Below are 17530 nucleotides of genomic sequence, written 5' to 3' on the forward strand. Positions count from 1 at the left end.
TTGTAACGATTCGTCGGTAAAGTCCGTTTTTGTGACTTTTGCGGGGACGGTTTATGGACGCCGCGTGCGCATCGGTGGCGAATGGTTTGACTGTGTCACCGAGGAAACCGTTGCCGATCGAGTCATCAGCGCCCTGGCCGCCGGGCGGGGCGGGCGCATCATCACCCCGAACGTGGACATCCTGCGGCTGGCGGCCGGCCACAGCCGGATAGCGGCCGAGGTTCGGGGTTTCTTCGCCGACGCCAGCCTCGTGGTGGCCGACGGCATGCCGCTGGTGTGGGCCAGCCGGATCGCCGGAACTCCCTTGCCCGAAAGGGTTACCGGCTCCGGCCTGATCTGGACCGTCAGCGCCGCCCTCGGCCGCGCCCGGCGCTGCGCCTACGTTCTTGGCGGCAAACCCGTTCCGCTTCCGCGAGGCGACCTCGCCCACGGCCCGGACGGCAGCGAGCTCGCCGCCGCCGCCCTCGCCTCCTCCTGCCCGGGACTGGAAATCGCGGGACATCACGCGCCCGCCTTCGGTTTCGACCGCGACCCGGCCACCTACGCCGAGGTCATCAGCGAGGTGGCCGACGCCAAACCCGACTTCGTCTTTGTCGGCCTTGGCTTTCCCCGGCAGGAGCGGGTCATCTCCGATCTGCGCGCGGAACTGCCCGAAACCTGGTTCCTCGGCTGCGGCGCGGCGGTCGGCTTCGTCGCCGGGCAAACCCGCCGCGCCCCCTTCTGGATGCAGCGTTCAGGCCTCGAATGGGCCCACCGCCTGGCCCAGGAACCAGGCCGCCTAGCGGGCCGCTACCTGGCCCACGACGCCCCCTACGCCATGAAGCTCCTAGCCACCGCCGCCGCCCGCCGCCTCTAGCCCGCCGCCTCTAGCCCGCCGCCGCGCGGCGCGTCCCCGCCGCCCTCGCCCGCCGCCGCGCCGCGCCCCCCGCCGCGCCGCGCCCCCCGCCGCGCCGCGCCCCCCGCCGCGCCGCGCCCGCGGCCGCGCCGCGTGTCCCCGCCGCCCCGCCCCGCCGCACCGCGTGGGTTAGCGGGTGTGGAAGTGGGGGTCGTGGGCGGTTTCTATGAAGGCGGCTAGCGCGGGTTGGTCGTCGCTCAGGGCGAACTCGCCGTGATCGGTGCGGTCTTCCGGGTTGGACTCGAAATAGAGGACCGCTTTGATTTGCGGGTTGGCGCGGAAGACCTGAGCCGCGTCGGTGAGCCAGGCGGCGCGTTTGGCGGAGGGCCAGGCGCGGGCTACGCCGTATTCGCCGATCATTATGGGTTTGGGCCGGGTGGATGCCCAGTGGAGAAAGGGTTCCAGAAGCTGGGCCATGGGGCGCAACGTGCTTCCGGAGTAGACGTCCACGCAGGTCCAGTCGACGGTGTCGTCGCCGGGATAGTAGGCGGCCGCGCGCTGCGCCGCGAAGCCTTCGGCGGTGGGGCAGAACACCCAGGAGACGTTAGTGGCCCGCTCCTGGGCGAAAATCTGGCGAACGTAGCGCCACGCTTGGTGGTAGCGCTCGGGTGTGCCGACCGAGGAGGCCAGGTTGGGGCGGTCCATCTCCCAGCGCAGGCGCAGCAGGATCGGCGCGTGAAGCGAGCGGATCTGCTGGGCGTGCTCGCGGATCTCCTTGTCTACCAAGCCCGCGAGGATGTCCTCGCTCGAGGTTCCGGCCCAGCTGATCATGAGGGTGGATCCGGTACCCAGAAAATGCAGATCTGATTCTGTGCCAATGGGTTCGTGGAGACGACGGTAGGTGTTGACGATGTCGAGCCGTCGGCCGAGCGCGGTCTCGAAGCGGGAGACGGCGTCGAGCCGGCCGGGCTGGGAGTAGCTTTCGGGTTTGACCCAGGCCCCGAAGAGCGCGCCTTGCCTGGGCACGGCCACCGGGCCGGACGAGGCGCTGCCGGTGGCGATGGGCGGGGAGGGCGCGACGTCGGGCGAGCAGGCCGACAACGCCAGAACCGTTGCCACCACAAGGATGCGCAGCGTGGTCACTTCGTGCGCCGGGCGACGTAGAGGACATTGACCGCCCAGCGCGACAGCCACCCGGTTCGGGCGCACAGGTCGTCGGTGACCTGAGCCAGCGGGCGCAGCCATCGGTTGCCGTACCAGCCGCGGCTGAACAGGGCGAAGCCGCGCCGCTCGACCACGGTGAAGCCGTGCCGGTCGAGCAGCTCGGCGATCTCGACATGGTCCAGCTCGGCGAACCAGGGCGAGCCGGCGTGCCGCTGGTGGCGCAGATGCCGCACCGATTGGCGGTTGCCATGGTTCTCGACGACCAGCAGGCCCGCGTCATAGTTGCGAAGCGCCTTGGCCGCGAAGTCGATCGCCCGCTCCCGCACCTCGTCCTCGACGTTGAGCAGCAGCCGGAAGACGGTCACCAGCGCGGGTGGATCGGTGCCGATCGGCTCGGGGGTTTCCCCGGAGGCGGAAACCAGGTGCAGATCGGCGAAGGAGCCGAGCTCGCCCGCCTTGGCCAGCATGGGTTCCGAGGTGTCGTAGCCATGCGCCGACCGGACCAGGCCGTGCAGGATCCGGATCGCGCGGCCGGTGCCACAGGCGAAGTCGTGCTGAACCGGGCGGCGGTAGGGAAAGGCCCGCTTCACCAGGCCGCGCAGGTACCTGCGCTGGCGCTTGTTGATGGCCCAGGCATAGCTGTCCGGAGCGAAGACGACATGCTCATACTTCGCGACCGTCGCCTCATGCTGGAATATCTCGGTGTAGTCAGCGCGCACCAGACCTCCATCTGCGACTCATGCCCTCGACCACCAGCGCCAGCTCCAGACGGGAGTAGAGCAGCCGCAGGCCGATCGCATAGACGGTCAGACCCACCAGTGGCCCGGCCGCGGCGCTGATCGGGCGGGTCAGCCAAGGCACCGCCCCAAAACTGAGCAGTGCCAACGCCATGGCATAACGAGTGGGGGGCCCGAAGGGGTGCAGCCGCAGCGAGAACCCGAGCTGGGCCAGCGGCAGCAGGTTGTTGGTGACGACGGCCGCGGCCAGCCCGATGGCGGCCCCGAAGGCGCCCAGACGCGGGATCGCATAGAGGTCGATGCTCACCATGACCACCAGGGCCAGCACGACGTTCATCAGATTCCAGGTGGTTCGCCCGGCCATGGACAGCACGATGTCGACCATCCCGCAGCCGGTGGCGATGAGCATGGCCACGGCCAGCACCCGCACCGCGGAGACCGCCGACAGGTAGGAGGGCCCGAACACGCTCAGGTAAAAGTCGGCGTAGAGCAGGACCAGTAGGTGCAGCGGCCAGCTGATGAGCACGAGCCAAGCCGTCGCCATCTGATAGAGCCGGTTGGCCCCGGCCCGATCGCCGAGCGACAACAGCTCGGCCAGGCGTGGCTGTACCGCTTGCGAGATGGCGCCGTTGGCCAGCTGCCCCACCACGATGAAGCGTCCGGCCACCGCGTAGGCAGCGGCCGGAACCAGGCCCGCCAAGGAGGCCACCAGCAACACATCGACGCGCTGCAGCGCGGTCTGCGCCCCGCTGGCGAGCGCACGCGGCGCGGTGAACCTCCAAAACGCACTGCCGAGGCCGGGCTCGTGAGCGGGTGTGGCCGTGGTCTTGCGCCAGATGAGGATGCCGGCGCAGACGAAGACGGGCACATAGGGCAGGGCCCACGCCACGGTCCAGACATCCGGCGGCGTGTGCGCGCCGATAAGCAGGGCTAGCCCGGCGAGCAGGCCGATGCCGAGCAGCTGCGTGCCCGGCTTGACGATCTTGTCGAGGATCACGGTGGGGCGCATCATCCGGTAGCCACGGGTGGCGGCCAGCATCGACTCGGCCAGCGCGGCGATCGGCAGGAAGATGGTCAGTGAGCGCGGAAACCAATGCGGCGCACCGAACCACAGCGTCGCCGCGAGCACGGTCGCCAGCACGGCCACCGGGAACAGGCCGATGCGCAAGCATTGCGCGATCAGCTCGGGCCGGCCCTGCGCACGCAGCCGGGCCGGCCAATAGACCAGCGCCGTCGACGTGCCGAGCCGGGCGATGCTGCTGACGAGAACGAAGGCGGAGGTGGCGGCGAAGAATGAGCCGGCCGCAGCCGGGCCGAGCCCGCGCGCCGCGAGCCAGGTGACGCCGACCCCGGCGGCCCCCGCAACGCCCGCCCCGACCAGGTTGCCCAGACCGCCCCGGGCCGCGCCGACCAGACCGGCGTCGCCCGCCTTCACCCGTGGCGAAGGCGGCGCGAGGGTTATCTCCGCCATATGGGGGTACCAGGCAGCCACCGCTGCAGAGCGGAGTCGTGCGCGGCGAAGTGCGCGGTCAGGTCGGCGCGCACCTGGGGGTCGAGCCGGCGCGAGCGGGGCCGCGCGTTGTGCTGGTCGAAATGCGGGTAACCGAGCAAAGGCAGACCGAGGAAGTCGAGCACCGTCTGATAGACGGGTTTCGGGTCGGCGAAGAAGCGTTCGCTCTCCACGACCAGAATCCGGGCGCGGTCCACGTGCTGGACGAGGTCGTCAAGGTAGGTGGCGTACTCGCCGCGCGACCGGTACCCGTGATGCTGATGCGAGAACGAGTAGGCGTGCGGGTCGGCGAGGAGGCGTTCCCGTTGCCCGGCAAGGCGAACCGGCTCGAGCTGGAGGGCGCGGGCGAAATCCGGCTCGGTCTCGAAACCTCGGGCCAGCTCGTGGAGGTATTGCGAATAGGCCCGTTCGACCGGGTCGCGTACCAGGACGATGACCTTCACGCCGGGAAGGTCCCGCGCCATCCGCGCCCCGGCGTGCGGGTGGTAGAGGTAGTAAGGGCTGGACTCGAAGATCCGCGCCGGTGATCCCAGCTCGCGTTCGATCCGTAAAGCCTTGCGCCGCAACGGGAAGTGTCCCCGGTACCAGGCGAGGCTGCGATGATAGTTGGTGTCGAAATAGTGCACGCCCTTGTGCAGTACGGCCTTAAGCACCAACGGATGTGCCGCGATCGCCCGATACAGCGAGGTGGTGCCGCAGCGCTGGCCACCGCAGATGAGAAAGTCGGGCAGGACGCGCGCGGAAGCCGTGAGCCGTCCCACCGAACGCGAGCCGAAGTGCACCACCCGTTTCACCGGCGCGGGAACGGCGTCGGTGTTCACAGCCGGCCCACCCGCTCCACAAGCACGGGTAGCAGCCAGGTGCCGAGCACCCCCAACCGGGCGCCCGACTCGGCCTGCCGGTCGGTGAGATAGCGCGCGGCGAGGTCGACGAGGTAGAGCAATGCGGTGATTTCGGCGCTGTCCGGTACCACGGAAAAATGCGAAAGCAAACCTCCGGCATTGCGCACAGTCTGTTCGACGGCTTCGCGCGGCTCGACTCCGGTCTGCAACCGCTTCTGCAGGTCGTGGTGCAACGCGTCGAAACCGAGCGGGACGCCGGTGGTGAAGCGTTCCCAATCCCAGACGAGCAATGCGTCGGCGACATTGGCCATGTTCCACGGCGCCCAGTCGCCGTGCCAGGCCCCGTAGCGCAGGCCAAGGTCGGAGCAGTGCTCGACGAGCCGGCGGGCGGCGTTGTCCAGCGCGACGCCGTCCTCGTGGTCGGTGAGCTGGGCCAGGCGGGAGCGCAGGTCGGCCCAATAGGGACTGGTGGCGAGCCAGCCCTGGGTGGTCCCGCAGGCGCTGGCGACCTCGAGCATGGCCTCGACCAGGCGTCGTGAGGTCAGCGGCTCGCGCGGTTGCCAGATCGGCAGTGGTGATTGGACAAGCACCTGGTGTCCCCGCCACTGGCCCGCGTGAAGCACCGAGGGCACGGTCACCGTGGTGAGCTTGACGTGGGAGAGCGCGGTGAGCGCGGCGGTTTCGGCGCGTACCAGGCGGCGGGTCAGCGGCCCGGTGCCCAGCTTGGCGAAGCCGATGGTTTTTCCGGACGGGTCGAGCAGCTGCAGTACGGGTTTGCGGTTGGCTCTCGCAGGTCCAATGTGGACACTCAAGGACAGCTCGGTACCCAGCGTTTCGCGAAGGAAATCATCGATGCTGTCACCGCTTTCGCCAAGGCCGGCGCTGAGCCGGACCCGGTCGCGCAGCAGTGCGGGCCAGGTGCCCGAGCGCAGCGCCATCACCACCGCGTCCCGCTTGAGCTTGGCCAGGCGGCTCTGCGGCTCGGTGAACCGGCGCACCGCGGCCACGGCTACCCGCCGGGATCCCATCGGGACCAGAAGCTTCGGACGGCGCGCGTCAGGGATGACGAGATATTCCGCCACCTTCGGCGCGCCCGGGTCATCGGTCGAACACTGTGGGTAGAGCAACGCCAGAACCTCACGCAGATACTGCCCGCGCAGCTCGGCGTCAGCTGCTGTCAGCTGCGCTGGTGCCGTCTTCAAACTCATTTGGTGGGCACTGCCTCTCGCAGGTGGCCGACGTTGACTTTGAGTTCAACGGGAGCGGGAGGCATGTTGTTGCGCCAAAGCAGCACATACCCGAGAAAGGTGAATGCGAGCGGCGTTACCAGCGAGTTGTACCAGAGGGACGCCACGAACGAACCGAAGATCGCAGTGGACGCGGCCAACCCGATCGGGCTGGCGTCCCTGCGGAAGCGCCACAGCGCGAAGCCGAAGAAGCCGAAGTAGGCCAGCGTGCCCACCAGCCCGTGGGCGAACAACAGCTGCCACAGCTGGCCGTTGCCGCCGATGGTGAAGTTGCCGCAGCGCTCGCAGGCCTCGCTTTCGCCAACCGTGATGGATTGCCGTCCCCCCATGGTGTTGCGGGTGCTGCCGAAACCGAGCACCGGCGACTCGCGCATCCCGTCCAGGGCGCGTTCGGTGAGAAACATTCGCACCCCGTTGGACTTGCCGTTGTCCAGGCGGCGCTGCACGACATCGCCGAGCGGGGTGGTGGCGGTCGCGACGGCGATGACGATACCGGTGACCGCGACGAGGAGCAGCGGCTTGAACCTGCCGAGTAGGGCCTGGCGCGCCCCGAGATAGAGCGCGGCGGCGCCCAGCCCGATCCACAGCCCGCGGTTGAGCGAGTGCACCACCGGAACCAGGGACAGGCCGAGCAGCATCAGAGCCGCGGCCTTGAGCCAGCGTTTGGTGGGGTAGCCGAAGACGGCCACCAGGAACCAGCCGACCAGGAGGCAGAAATTGTTGCCCCACGTGTTGGTGTAGCCCCAAGGCGCGGCTGGGCGAGGCTTCGGATCGCCCACCAGATCCATGATCTGAGCCGCGTAGGGGTGCACCAGCGAGCGCACGAAACCCTTGCCGGTCATGCCTTTGGGCAACAGCATCTCCACCGGCGAGGTCAGCTCGAGGTGCCCGGCGAAGGTGCCGAGCAGGCCACCGAGCACCGTGACCACGAACAGCCAGCCCAGCACCCCGGCCAGCAGCCGCTGACTGACCCGCCTGGGCGCCACGTTGCCCGCATAGATCAGAAGAATGGTCAGCGAGGCATATTGGATCAGCCGGTACCCAACCCCGATGATCCGGTCGTGAAACCCCCCGGCCACGGCGCCGGCCGGCTCAGCGTTGAGCGCCGCCAGACCCGCGATGAGCACGGCCCCGAACACCAGCCAGATCGAGAAGCCGGGCGGCAGCATCACCTTCCGCCGGGCCGTGGTGTGCTGGCGCACCAGCGAGACCGCCATCGGCACCGCGGCAATCGGAAAGATCAGCACGCCCAGGCCGAGCACCCACCACAACGGATACAGCGCCAGGAGCGGTACCAGAATCATTCTTTGCGGGCCTCATCCAGTGGGGTAAGCAGAATCGTCTGGTCATGCAGCAGCTCGGTGGCGTGATAGCCGTTGATGACCGGTGCTGGCGCCGGGGCCGGCTCGGGCTCGGGTTCGGTCGCCATCCCGGCCTGCAGCTTGGGCAGCATCACCGCGCCCAGCAGCGGCGTGCCGACCCGGCGCAGCTGCTCGGCCGCGTCGATCAGCTCGGGACGCAACGCGCGCCTGAACTCCACCGCCACGATCGCGGCGTCGGCGAGGCTGGCGAGGCTTTGCGCATCCGCGCCGGTGGCCGTCGACGGGGCCTCGATGACCAGGTAACCGGCATTGGCCCGCAGCTTGCTCACCATGTCCCGCAACGCTTGCGACTGAAGCAGGCCCGCCGCGCTGCCGGTGCCGCCCGCGGTGATCACCCGCAGCGTCGGGTTGCGAGCGGCGCGCTGAGTCGCCTCGCCCAGGTTGGCCCTTCCGGCGAGCACATCGGACAGGCCAGGCGTGGGCGCGACCCCGAGCAGCTTGGCCATGGGCGTGCGGTCCTGCATGGAATCGGCGGCGTTCGCGCCCAGCAGCACCACGTCGGTACCGGTCCGGGCCAGCGCGGCGGCCAGGTTGGCCGCGGCTATGGTGGCCGCCGCCCCGCGGCTCGCGCCGGTGACCACGACCACCTGCTCGCCGGGGGCCAGCGCGGCCACCACCTCGTTGCGCAGCCGGTTGAAGGCGCGCCCGCCCGGACTGAACGGGCCGAACACATCATCGACCGGGGTGGTTTTTCCGGGTACGACGCCCAGCACCGCGACGCCGCAGCGCGTCACGTCGGCCTGACCTCTCACCCGCCGATCGAGCCGTTCCCGAAGGGCGCTCACGCCCACCCCCACCAACAGCCCGAGCAGCGCACCCGCGGCGATGTTGACCGGGGTGTTGGGCTTGATGGGCCGGCCCGGAAGCCGCGCGTCGCGAATGACCAGACCGCCGCTGACCGTCTCGGTGCTCAGCTGGTTGATTTTGTTGGTCAGCTGGTTGATCTGCCCGACGGTTGTCTCGCGCTGGCTGTCGAGCGTGGCGTAGAAGGAGGATCCGGCGCGCGCTGTCGCCAGTTGCGAGTTGATTTTCGCCAGCTCGGTGGTCAGATCGTTCAGCTTGTTCTTGAGCGAGCCGGATTGGGCGGTGAGGCCCGCCTTCGCGTTGTCCTCCCGGTTGCCGAGGTAGGCCAGCGCGAAAGCCCGTGCGCCCGCCTGCGCCGCGTAGGGCCGGGAGGCACTGAACTTGATCTGTAACACGGACGTGTTGGCGGGCACCTCCACCGACACGGCGGCGGCAAGGCTCTCGAAGTCGGTGCGCTGCAAGGTTTGCGCGGCGCGTTCCAGCACCGCGGTGGAGCGGACAAGCTGCGCTTCGGTGTCCAGATTGATCTCGTCGCGGGTGCGGCCGCCGGCCACGTTGGCATCCTGACCGGCCGGGCGGACCAGTACCGACGCGACGGAGACAAACTCACGAGGCAGCCGCCGGTTGTAGTCGGCGCCGACGGCGAGCCCCGCGATGAGGGCGAGCGCCACGATCCACCAGTGACGCCGCGCCATGGCCAGGTAGTCGTTCAGGTCGTACGACGTCGCGTCCACGCCGAAGTCAACGGCCCTCACCGGTGCTACGTAACTCGGGTGGTACGGGAAAAGATCCTGTTCGGGTATTATCGTCCGAAATCGGCACATTTGAGGTTTCGCCCAGGAGGCGTGTGCATATGGCGGGGGCTCGCAGGGCAGCGAAGAAACGCGTTTACACCAGCTTTGCAGTCTCCACTGCCGCCGTGGCGGGCGCGGTCCTGATCGGCCTGGTCGGCGGCAAGGTGAGCGGGTTGCCCGAGCGCGTCGCCACCTCCGGCGACACGTTTGCCCTCACCGCGGCACCGGATGAATCCACCGGGGACGAGAACTATCTGGCCGCGGGTGGCCAGAATGGCGGCGCCGCCATAACATTCGTCAAGTTCAATGTGAAACTGCCCGAGGACCGGCTCCCGCGTCGCGCGTGGCTGTGGCTGGGCGTGAAGAAGAGCCCGTTACCCGATCTGGTGGAGCTTTCCCAGGTACCAGACACACGCTGGACCGAGTCGACGCTCACCGCCACCAACGCCCCACGGCTGGGAAAGGTGGTCGCGTCGGTCTTTCCCAAGCCCAACGCCCCGGCGATCGCCTTCGACGTCACCAAGGCGCTGCGCGGCTCGGGCACCGTCGCCTTCGCGGTCACCGCACCCACCAGTGCCCAGCTGGCGCAATTCGTTGCCAGCGAATCACTTTCGACCTTCGCCGGCCCACCGACCATCACCTTCGAGTGGTCCACCGGGCCGATCTTCCGCGACCCGCCGGTCACCCCGCCCGCCTTCGCGACCAGCCCGCTGATTCCCGAACTTCCCCCATTGGTGTCGCCGTGGCCAGACGCGCCGCCCGCGGTCTTCGCGACCGCCTCCACCTCGAACCCCCCGCCCGCCCTCACCGTTCCCAACCTCACCCCACCGACACTGCCCACCTTCGAATACGTGCCGCCCCCGCCACCCACCATCGATCTGGTGCCACCGACACTCCCCACCAACGAGCCGGTGCTTCCCGAGCCGCCCGCCCTGCCGGTCATTCCCGCCCTGCCCGCCCCGCCCGTCGTTCCCGAGCCGTCCGCCCCGCCCCTCGTGGACCCGTCTCCGCCCGGCGCACCCGTCGTGGAGCCGTCCCCGCCCGTCGTGGAGCCGTCCCTGCCCGTCGTAGAGCCGTCCCTGCCGGTGGTAGAGCCGTCGCCGTCTGTGCCGGCTCCGCCGGTGGTGGTGGAGCCCACCCAACCCACCCAGCCGGTGGAATGCGTGGCGGGCGAGCGGCTGGTGCCGAGCTGCGGCGCGCTTTGGGGCGTGGCGCCCGGGGCGCACACCTCGCAGGACCGCACGCAGGCCCTTGCCGACTTCGAGGAACGCGCCGGCAAACCCCAAATGATCTATCACGCCTACCATCGCGGGCGGGAACTCTTTCCCACCGCGGCCGAGGTAGCCATCGCCCGCGACGCGGCCAACCCGCGAATCCTGTTCCTCAACTGGAAACCGACCGGTGCCACCTGGGGCCAGATCGCGGCCGGGGACCCGGCCACCGACGCCTATCTCGACCAGCTCGCCGCTCATATCAAGGCGAACCTCTCCGAGCAGTTCTTCTTCACGATGCACCACGAGCCGGAAAACGATGTCGTGGACCGGGCCGGCAGCGGGATGACCGCGAAGGACTATTCGTCCGCCTTCCGGCACGTGATCCAACGCTTGCGCGCCAACGGGGTTGCCAACCTCGTGTCCACGATGTGCTACATGGCTTACATCCCGTGGAATGTGCAGCCATGGTTCGGCGACCTCTATCCCGGCGACGATGTCGTCGACTGGGTGTCGTGGGACATCTACGCCTACAGCGAGCCCGGGCACGGCTTCGGCGACTTCGCCGAGATGATGAACCGCAGGGCGAGCAACGAGCCCGCCTGGCCCGGCTTCTACAACTGGGCGGCGCGCACCTTCCCCGACAAGCCGCTCATGGTCGCGGAGTGGGGCGTCTGGTACTCGGCGAAGAACCCCCGTCATCACGCCGACTTCTTCGACTCGGCCCGCCTGCAGCTCGAACTGTTCCCGCGGGTCAAGGCCTACGTCTATTTCGAAACGCCAAATGCCGAAGGCCGCGACTCGCGAGTGCAGAACACCACCGCCGGACTTCGCTCCTTCCAGCAGTTCAGCAACCATCCGGCCTTCGCCGTGAAGCTGCCTAGGGCGCAGGTGAACGGCCGCGAAGTGTCCCCGTGGAGAGCACTTCCCACTCCGATGCCATCCAGCCTGCCCTAGACGGCGATAACACGCGACGCGCCGTCAATTGGTTGCGCATTCGGAGTAGGAAATTTTCGGCTCAGCCGCGCGCGTTGATCCAGCCCTGGTCAGCGAGGTACGTGAGCACCTCGGTCACCGCCGCGGCGACCGAGGACTGGGAGGTGTCCAGGCGCAGCTGCGCGTCGGTCGGCTCCTCGTAGGGGTCGTCGATGCCGGTCATCCCGGTCAGGGTGCCCGCGCGTGCCCGCGCGTAGAGGCCTTTGCGGTCGCGCTGCTCGCAGACCTCGAGCGGGGTGGCCATGTGGACAAGGACGAAGTCGGCGCCCGCCGCGGTGACCATCTGCCTCGCGCTGGCGCGGGCCTGGGCGTAAGGCGCGATCGGGCAGCAGACCGCGAGGCCGCCATGCCGGGCCACCTCCGCGGCGACCCAGCCGATGCGCCGGATGTTGCGATCGCGATCTTCTCGGGAGAAGGTGAGGCCGGCGCTCAGCTCCCGCCGCACCACATCGCCGTCGAGCAGGGTGATGGTTCGCTCGCCCGTCTCCAGCAGCGCGTCGGCCACGCCGCGGGCGACCGTGGACTTGCCGGAGCCGGACAGGCCGGTGAAGAACAGCACCAGACCGCGGTGACGCCGGGGCGGCCGAGCGCGGGCAAGCTCGCGGGCGACCGCGGGCGGAGTGTGCCACTCGGGCAGGGCCAGCCCGTCATCGAGCAGGTCGGCGATCTCTTTGCTCTTGAGTGGACGGCGTTCGAACCGTTCCGGCACATCGTCGCGGTCGCGCCACTGCCCATCGCGCGCGTCGTAGGAAAGCTCCCGCGGCACCAGAACCCGCAGGCCCGCGCCGGCGAGGCTGCCCGCGGTCGACAGCAGATGGGTCACCCCGAAAGCGGCCGCCACCTTGGCCCGCAGCAGGGCGTCGAGCAGCTCGTTGCCCCGATCGGCGAGCGGCACCGCGACGATGATCGCCTCCGCGGCACGCTCGGACGGGGTCAGCCGATCGCGCGCGGCCAGCACGCAGCGCACCAGCGCCTCGGGGGTCAGGCCGTCGGGGGTGGGGGTGGACACCGGTACCAGAATCAAAATCTGCGCGGCAAGCTGACGAGCGGCGTGCACGATCTGGGCCAGCTGCGGCCGGTGCAGCGGGCGGTCGGCGAACACCCCCAGCACGCGCGTCTCGGTGAGCTGATCGCGCACCGCTTCCGTGCTCAGCCGCAGCCGGGCGAACGGGGCGTGGCCGCCGTCGCCGTAGCGGTGCACCGGGCCCGCCACCGCCTGCCAGCCGGGTTTGGTGTCCCAAGACTCGACGATGTCGAGCCACGCGATGGGGGCACCCTCGGGATCGGTCAGCACGAGCAGCGAAGGCTCGCTCAGGTCGAGCCCATCGAGCATCGCCGACGGCACCTCCAGCGTCACCGCCGTCGGCCAGGCACGGCCGTCGGCCAGCTTGGCCGTGCGCTGAACGCTGAGCAGGTCGGCCGAGCCGAGGAAGCCGGTCAGCGGCGCATAGGCGCCGGCGAGCAACAGCTCCAAGTCAGACAGCTCGGTCGGATTCGGCGTCCACGTCGGAGCACCCCGCAGCGACTCGTCGCTGATGACCCGGTCTGCCCGATCGTTCATTTTTTCTCCTCGGGGGGTGGTCCCCGCTTCGACCCAACGCTGAGCTGTCGCTTCGCAAAGCCTACCCAGAGAGAACGCAGTGGCAAGATTCGTGGGTCCTCCTCACGTGATCACCCAGGTGAACGCGATAAGCTGCGGCCGGACAGCGACGTCCTGACGATTCAGGGAAAGGACGCGCCGTGGCTGTGGACGATGCTCTTCGCGCCGATATCCGACGCCTTGGCAATCTGCTGGGACAGACGCTGGCCCGGCAGGAAGGCCGTGGCCTGCTCGACCTTGTAGAGGAAGTAAGGGCCCTGGTTCGGGTCGACGCCGATGGTGCGGCCGCCAAGCTGAGTTCGGTCGATGTGTCGACCGCTACCCTGCTCGCGCGGGCCTTCTCGACCTACTTCCACCTCGCCAACATCACCGAACAGGTGCACCGCGCCCGGGATCTGCGCCGTCGCCGCGCCGAGCAGGGTGGCTGGCTCGATGGCGCGGCCCAGCGCATCGCCGCTCGCGGCGTCGGCGCGAAGGAAGTCGCGGCGGCGGTGCGGCGGCTGGCGATCCGTCCCGTGTTCACCGCCCACCCGACCGAGGCGGCGCGCCGGTCGATCCTCACCAAACTGCGCAGCATCGCCGATGAGCTCGACGCGGAACACGCCTCGCTCACCCTCTACGGCGAGCAGACGCGCGCCGACAACCGGCTCGCCGAGCTGCTCGACCTGCTGTGGCAGACCGATGAGCTGCGGCTGGACCGGCCAGACCCGACCGATGAGGCCCGCAACGCCGTCTACTACCTGCGCGATCTTTACGACGATGCCGCGCCCAGAGTGCTCAACGATCTCGCCGAGACGCTCAAACGCCTCGGTGTGGAGACTGCTCCTTCTGCCCGGCCGCTTTCTTTTGGTACCTGGATAGGCGGCGACCGAGACGGCAACCCCTACGTCACGCCCGCGGTTACCCGTGACGTCCTGCTCCTGCAACACGAACATGGCATCCGCGCGGTCGAGGCCGCGATGGACGATCTGATCAACGAGGTGTCGGTCTCCCGCCGCCTGCGCGGAGTCTCGCTGGACCTGTCGGCGAGCCTTGCCAAAGATCTCGACGCGCTGCCGGAGATCTCGCCGCGGTTCCGCCGGACCAACGCCGAGGAGCCCTACCGCCTCAAAGCCCGCTGCGTCAAGGCGAAGCTGGCCAACACCCGATCCCGGCTGGCCAGCGGGACCCCGCACGAGCCGGGCCGCGACTACCTCGGGACCAAGGAACTCATCGACGACCTGGAGCTGATGCGCGCCTCACTGGCCCGCAACGCCGGTCAGCTGACCGCGGTGGGCCGCCTGGCCACCACCATCCGAGCCGTGAGCGCCTTCGGTTTGCATCTGGCCACATTGGACGTTCGGGAACACGCTGACGCGCACCACGCCGTCCTCGCCCAGCTCTACACCCGGGTCGGCGAAGTCCCCGACTACGCCTCGCTGGACCGGCCGGCCCGCACCGCGCTGCTGGCCACCGAACTGGCCGGACGCCGTCCACTGTCCAGTGTGAACACCCCGCTGACCGACGCGAACCGCAAGACCTACCACGTTTTCACCACCATCCGCGAAGCACAGGCCCGCTTCGGCCCGGATGTCATCGAGTCCTACATCATCTCGATGACCCGCGGCATCGACGACGTCCTCGCCGCGGTCGTGCTCGCCCGCGAAGCCGGCCTCGTCGACCCGCACGCCGCGCGCGCCGAAATCGGCTTCGTCCCGCTGCTGGAAACCGTCGCCGAGCTGGACGCGGGCGGCACCATCCTGGACGACCTGCTCAACCTGCCCGCCTACCGCGAGATTGTGCGAGCCCGCGGCGACGTGCAAGAGGTGATGCTCGGCTATTCCGACTCCAACAAGGAAGCCGGCATCACCACGAGCCAATGGGCCATCCACCGCGCTCAGCGTGCGCTGCGCGACGTCGCCGCGCGCCACGGCGTGCAGCTGCGCCTGTTCCACGGCCGCGGTGGCACCGTCGGCCGCGGCGGAGGCCCCACCCACGAGGCGATCCTGGCCCAGCCCTACGGCACCCTCGACGGCGCCATCAAGGTGACCGAGCAGGGTGAGGTCATCTCCGACAAGTACACGCTGCCCGCCCTGGCCCGCGAAAACCTCGAGCTCACGGTCGCCGCCGTGCTTCAGGCCACCCTCCTGCACACCGCTCCCCGCCAGCCCGCCGAAGCGCTCGCCGAATGGGACTCCGGCATGAGCGCGATATCCGAGGCTGCCTACGGCGCCTACCGCAACTTGGTCGAGAACCCGCAACTGCCCGAATACTTCTGGGCGTGCACCCCGACCGAATTGTTGGGCGCGTTGAACATTGGCTCCCGACCGGCCAAGCGTCCCGACTCCGGCGCGGGCCTGGGCGGCTTGCGCGCCATCCCCTGGGTGTTCGGCTGGACCCAGTCCCGCCAGATCGTGCCCGGCTGGTTCGGCGTCGGGACCGGCCTGCGCGCCCTGCGCGAGTCCGGGCGCGCCGACCTGGTGCAGAACATGTACAAGGAGTGGCACTTCTTCCGGACGTTTGTGTCCAATGTGGAGATGATGCTGGCCAAGACCGATCTCACCATCGCTCGCGGATATGTGCAGAACCTCGTCCCCGCCCCGCTACGCCCGATCTTCAACACCATCGAGGCGGAATACGAGACTACGGTGACCGAGATTCTCAAGGTGACCGGCGAGGCAGCCCCGCTCGACGCGAACCCGGTTCTCCAGCGCACCCTGGCCGTCCGCGACACCTACCTGGAACCGCTGCACCACCTGCAGGTCGCCCTGCTGCGCCAGTACCGCGACGCCGGCCTCGCCGGCCGCTCCTTCGCCACCGCGCCCGGCTCACGCCGCGGCGCCACCACCGATCCCACCCTGGAACGTGCCCTGTTGACCACGGTCAATGGCATCGCCGCCGGAATGCGCAACACTGGATAGGTGCTCTACCAGATTCTTGCCAACGCGACGATGATCTTTCACTTCGCGTTCCTGGTTTACGTGGTGATCGGCGGATACCTAGCCTGGCGCTGGCACCGCACCATCTGGCTCCACCTCGCCCTGGCCGGCTGGGGCTTCTCCACCATCGTCTTCGGCTTCCACTGCCCGCTGACCTACGTCGAGGACTGGGCGCGCAAACACGCCGGGGAACAGGGCCTCAGCACAGGATTCATCGACACCTATCTGGAAGGCGTCATCTATCCCCAAAGCATGGCCGGGGCGGTCCAAGCCCTAGGCGCCATAATCGTCGCGGTCTCCTGGGCAGGCGCCTTCCTCCTCTGGCGCCGCCGCCGCGCCGCCACCCCCTCACCCGCGTCCCCCTAGCCACCGATCGGGAGCCCATAATGGAAGACATGTGGATCACCCTCGCTTCATACGAGAACATCAAGGGGAGCCCCCGCCCGATGGCGGCCGTCCGCGCCTGACTGCGCGACCGCGGCATCGATTGGATGCCCTTTGGGCCCGAGCACCTGCGAGTTGACCTCACCTGCGGCCCTGATCAACACGGCAAGTGGCACGGCTGGATACGAGTCAGCGTGCCCGAGAATGTACTGCGCCCACTCGGCCTACACCCCGACCAGCCGACCGCGAAGATCGTCGGTCCCTCTCCGCCCGCCTGGTGGCATGCCGCTGCCGAACACAGGCACAGCACGCATCACTGACGGTGCGGGCGCGAGGGTGTTGCGTTTCCGGACACCCCGTTGCCCAGCCGGTAGCTGGCCACGAAGGCTGTCCCGGGTGCGGGCCGGCGGCCGTGGCCATGGCCGTTCGCACCGTCGGCTTGATGTCGTCTTGCTGCCGCACGGCGAGCGTGTGCCCATGGCCCGGTGGCCGCGCCACCTCGTGGTGAATGTTTCCTGCCGCCCCGAACCGCTAGGGCGGAAACTAGTTCAGGGTGCGGCGGGGTAGACGATGTAGCGGCGGCCGAGCGGGCTGCGCCATAAGAAGACGCCGGGTCTGATCTGGATCAGTTGCCATCGGCCTTGGTGTTTGGCTCGGTGGTGGTATCGGCAGAGGACACCGAGGTTTGCCGCGATGGTGAGCCCGCCGAGGTGGTAGGCGATGGTGTGGTCGATGTCGGCGTGGATGGGCGGGTCGGCGGCAGCCGGGTGCGCGGCAGGTGCGGTCTCTGGCCCGTATATGCCGCGCCAGCGCTTCGGTGGGATGCCGCCGGGTGGCGTCGGCGTTGGCAGTGCGGCGGGCGGTGTCGGTGTCTTCGTGGTGCGGGGTGGTGTTGGCGGTGTTGCGGGCGCTGTTGGTGTCTTCGTGGTGCGGGGTGGTGTTGGCGTTGGTGGTGCGGCCGCGGGCGGTGTGAGTGGGTGTGCTGCCGGTGGTGTGGTCGCGTCGGGTCGTGTTGTCGGGGTGGGGGCGGGCGGTGTTAGTGGGTGTGCTGCCGGTGGTGTGGTCGCGTCGGGTGGTGTGGTCGCGTCGGGTGGTGTGGTCGCGCT

General features: G+C 69.0%; 13 protein-coding genes. 4 read left to right on the forward strand and 9 right to left on the reverse strand.

The genetic code is table 11. The features are described from left to right. Positions 1 to 31 precede the first annotated feature (31 nt). Positions 32 to 856, forward strand: a complete 825-nt coding sequence (locus Rhe02_RS12465) for a WecB/TagA/CpsF family glycosyltransferase (protein WP_239123706.1) — start codon at positions 32 to 34, stop codon at positions 854 to 856. Between the two features lie 168 nt (positions 857 to 1024). Here Rhe02_RS12465 and Rhe02_RS12470 read toward each other — a convergent pair whose 3' ends face one another. From Rhe02_RS12470 to Rhe02_RS12500, 7 genes are read right to left on the reverse strand one after another with little or no spacing between them, the layout of a single operon-like run. Continuing rightward, positions 1025 to 1978: a glycoside hydrolase family 26 protein gene (locus tag Rhe02_RS12470; RefSeq protein ID WP_239123708.1), complete on the reverse strand. Its 954-nt coding sequence runs from the start codon at positions 1976 to 1978 to the stop codon at positions 1025 to 1027. After that, positions 1975 to 2718: a methyltransferase domain-containing protein gene (locus Rhe02_RS12475; protein ID WP_203908315.1), complete on the reverse strand. Its 744-nt coding sequence runs from the start codon at positions 2716 to 2718 to the stop codon at positions 1975 to 1977. The genes Rhe02_RS12470 and Rhe02_RS12475 overlap by 4 nt, the downstream gene beginning before the upstream one ends. Beyond that, entirely contained in the window at positions 2708 to 4207 is a 1500-nt protein-coding gene (locus tag Rhe02_RS12480) for a lipopolysaccharide biosynthesis protein (protein ID WP_203908316.1), read from the reverse strand. Before Rhe02_RS12480 ends, Rhe02_RS12475 begins: the two co-directional genes overlap by 11 nt. Next, positions 4195 to 5067 (reverse strand): sulfotransferase domain-containing protein, encoded by an 873-nt coding sequence (locus tag Rhe02_RS12485; protein WP_203908317.1) that lies wholly within the window; start codon positions 5065 to 5067, stop codon positions 4195 to 4197. The genes Rhe02_RS12480 and Rhe02_RS12485 overlap by 13 nt, the downstream gene beginning before the upstream one ends. Next, positions 5064 to 6296, reverse strand: a complete 1233-nt coding sequence (locus Rhe02_RS12490) for a phosphotransferase (RefSeq protein ID WP_203908318.1) — start codon at positions 6294 to 6296, stop codon at positions 5064 to 5066. Before Rhe02_RS12490 ends, Rhe02_RS12485 begins: the two co-directional genes overlap by 4 nt. Beyond that, positions 6293 to 7639, reverse strand: a complete 1347-nt coding sequence (locus tag Rhe02_RS12495) for an O-antigen ligase family protein (protein WP_203908319.1) — start codon at positions 7637 to 7639, stop codon at positions 6293 to 6295. The genes Rhe02_RS12490 and Rhe02_RS12495 overlap by 4 nt, the downstream gene beginning before the upstream one ends. After that, complete coding sequence (locus tag Rhe02_RS12500; protein ID WP_239123710.1) at positions 7636 to 9276, reverse strand: lipopolysaccharide biosynthesis protein; 1641 nt, start codon at positions 9274 to 9276, stop codon at positions 7636 to 7638. The genes Rhe02_RS12495 and Rhe02_RS12500 overlap by 4 nt, the downstream gene beginning before the upstream one ends. Before the next feature lie 164 nt (positions 9277 to 9440). Here Rhe02_RS12500 and Rhe02_RS12505 point away from each other — a divergent pair, with 164 nt between their 5' ends. Beyond that, positions 9441 to 11483, forward strand: coding sequence for a CBM96 family carbohydrate-binding protein (locus tag Rhe02_RS12505; RefSeq protein WP_203908320.1), 2043 nt, complete (start codon positions 9441 to 9443; stop codon positions 11481 to 11483). 61 nt (positions 11484 to 11544) lie between these two features. Here the strand turns inward: Rhe02_RS12505 and cysC are convergent, their stop codons facing one another. Further along, positions 11545 to 13083: an adenylyl-sulfate kinase gene (cysC, locus tag Rhe02_RS12510; protein WP_203908321.1), complete on the reverse strand. Its 1539-nt coding sequence runs from the start codon at positions 13081 to 13083 to the stop codon at positions 11545 to 11547. A 179-nt stretch (positions 13084 to 13262) separates the two neighbouring features. Here cysC and ppc point away from each other — a divergent pair, with 179 nt between their 5' ends. Further along, on the forward strand, positions 13263 to 16022 hold the full coding sequence (ppc, locus tag Rhe02_RS12515) for a phosphoenolpyruvate carboxylase (RefSeq protein WP_203908322.1): 2760 nt from the start codon (positions 13263 to 13265) through the stop codon (positions 16020 to 16022). Further along, positions 16023 to 16406, forward strand: coding sequence for a DUF2784 domain-containing protein (locus Rhe02_RS12520; protein WP_203908323.1), 384 nt, complete (start codon positions 16023 to 16025; stop codon positions 16404 to 16406). 566 nt (positions 16407 to 16972) lie between these two features. Here Rhe02_RS12520 and Rhe02_RS12525 read toward each other — a convergent pair. Continuing rightward, positions 16973 to 17530 (reverse strand): HNH endonuclease signature motif containing protein (locus Rhe02_RS12525; RefSeq protein WP_203908324.1); only part of this gene is annotated, 558 nt, incomplete at its 5' end.

Source organism: Rhizocola hellebori, assembly GCF_016862955.1.
GTDB classification, from domain to species: Bacteria; Actinomycetota; Actinomycetes; order Mycobacteriales; family Micromonosporaceae; genus Rhizocola; species Rhizocola hellebori.

Bases quoted from the DNA above. Each gene is read 5' to 3' on its own strand.
- Rhe02_RS12480 (WP_203908316.1), bottom strand. From the start codon at position 4,207: ATGGCGGAGATAACCCTCGCGCCGCCTTCGCCACGGGTGAAGGCGGGC.
- Rhe02_RS12495 (WP_203908319.1), bottom strand. From the start codon at position 7,639: ATGATTCTGGTACCGCTCCTGGCGCTGTATCCGTTGTGGTGGGTGCTC.
- Rhe02_RS12490 (WP_203908318.1), bottom strand. From the start codon at position 6,296: ATGAGTTTGAAGACGGCACCAGCGCAGCTGACAGCAGCTGACGCCGAG.
- cysC (WP_203908321.1), bottom strand. From the start codon at position 13,083: ATGAACGATCGGGCAGACCGGGTCATCAGCGACGAGTCGCTGCGGGGT.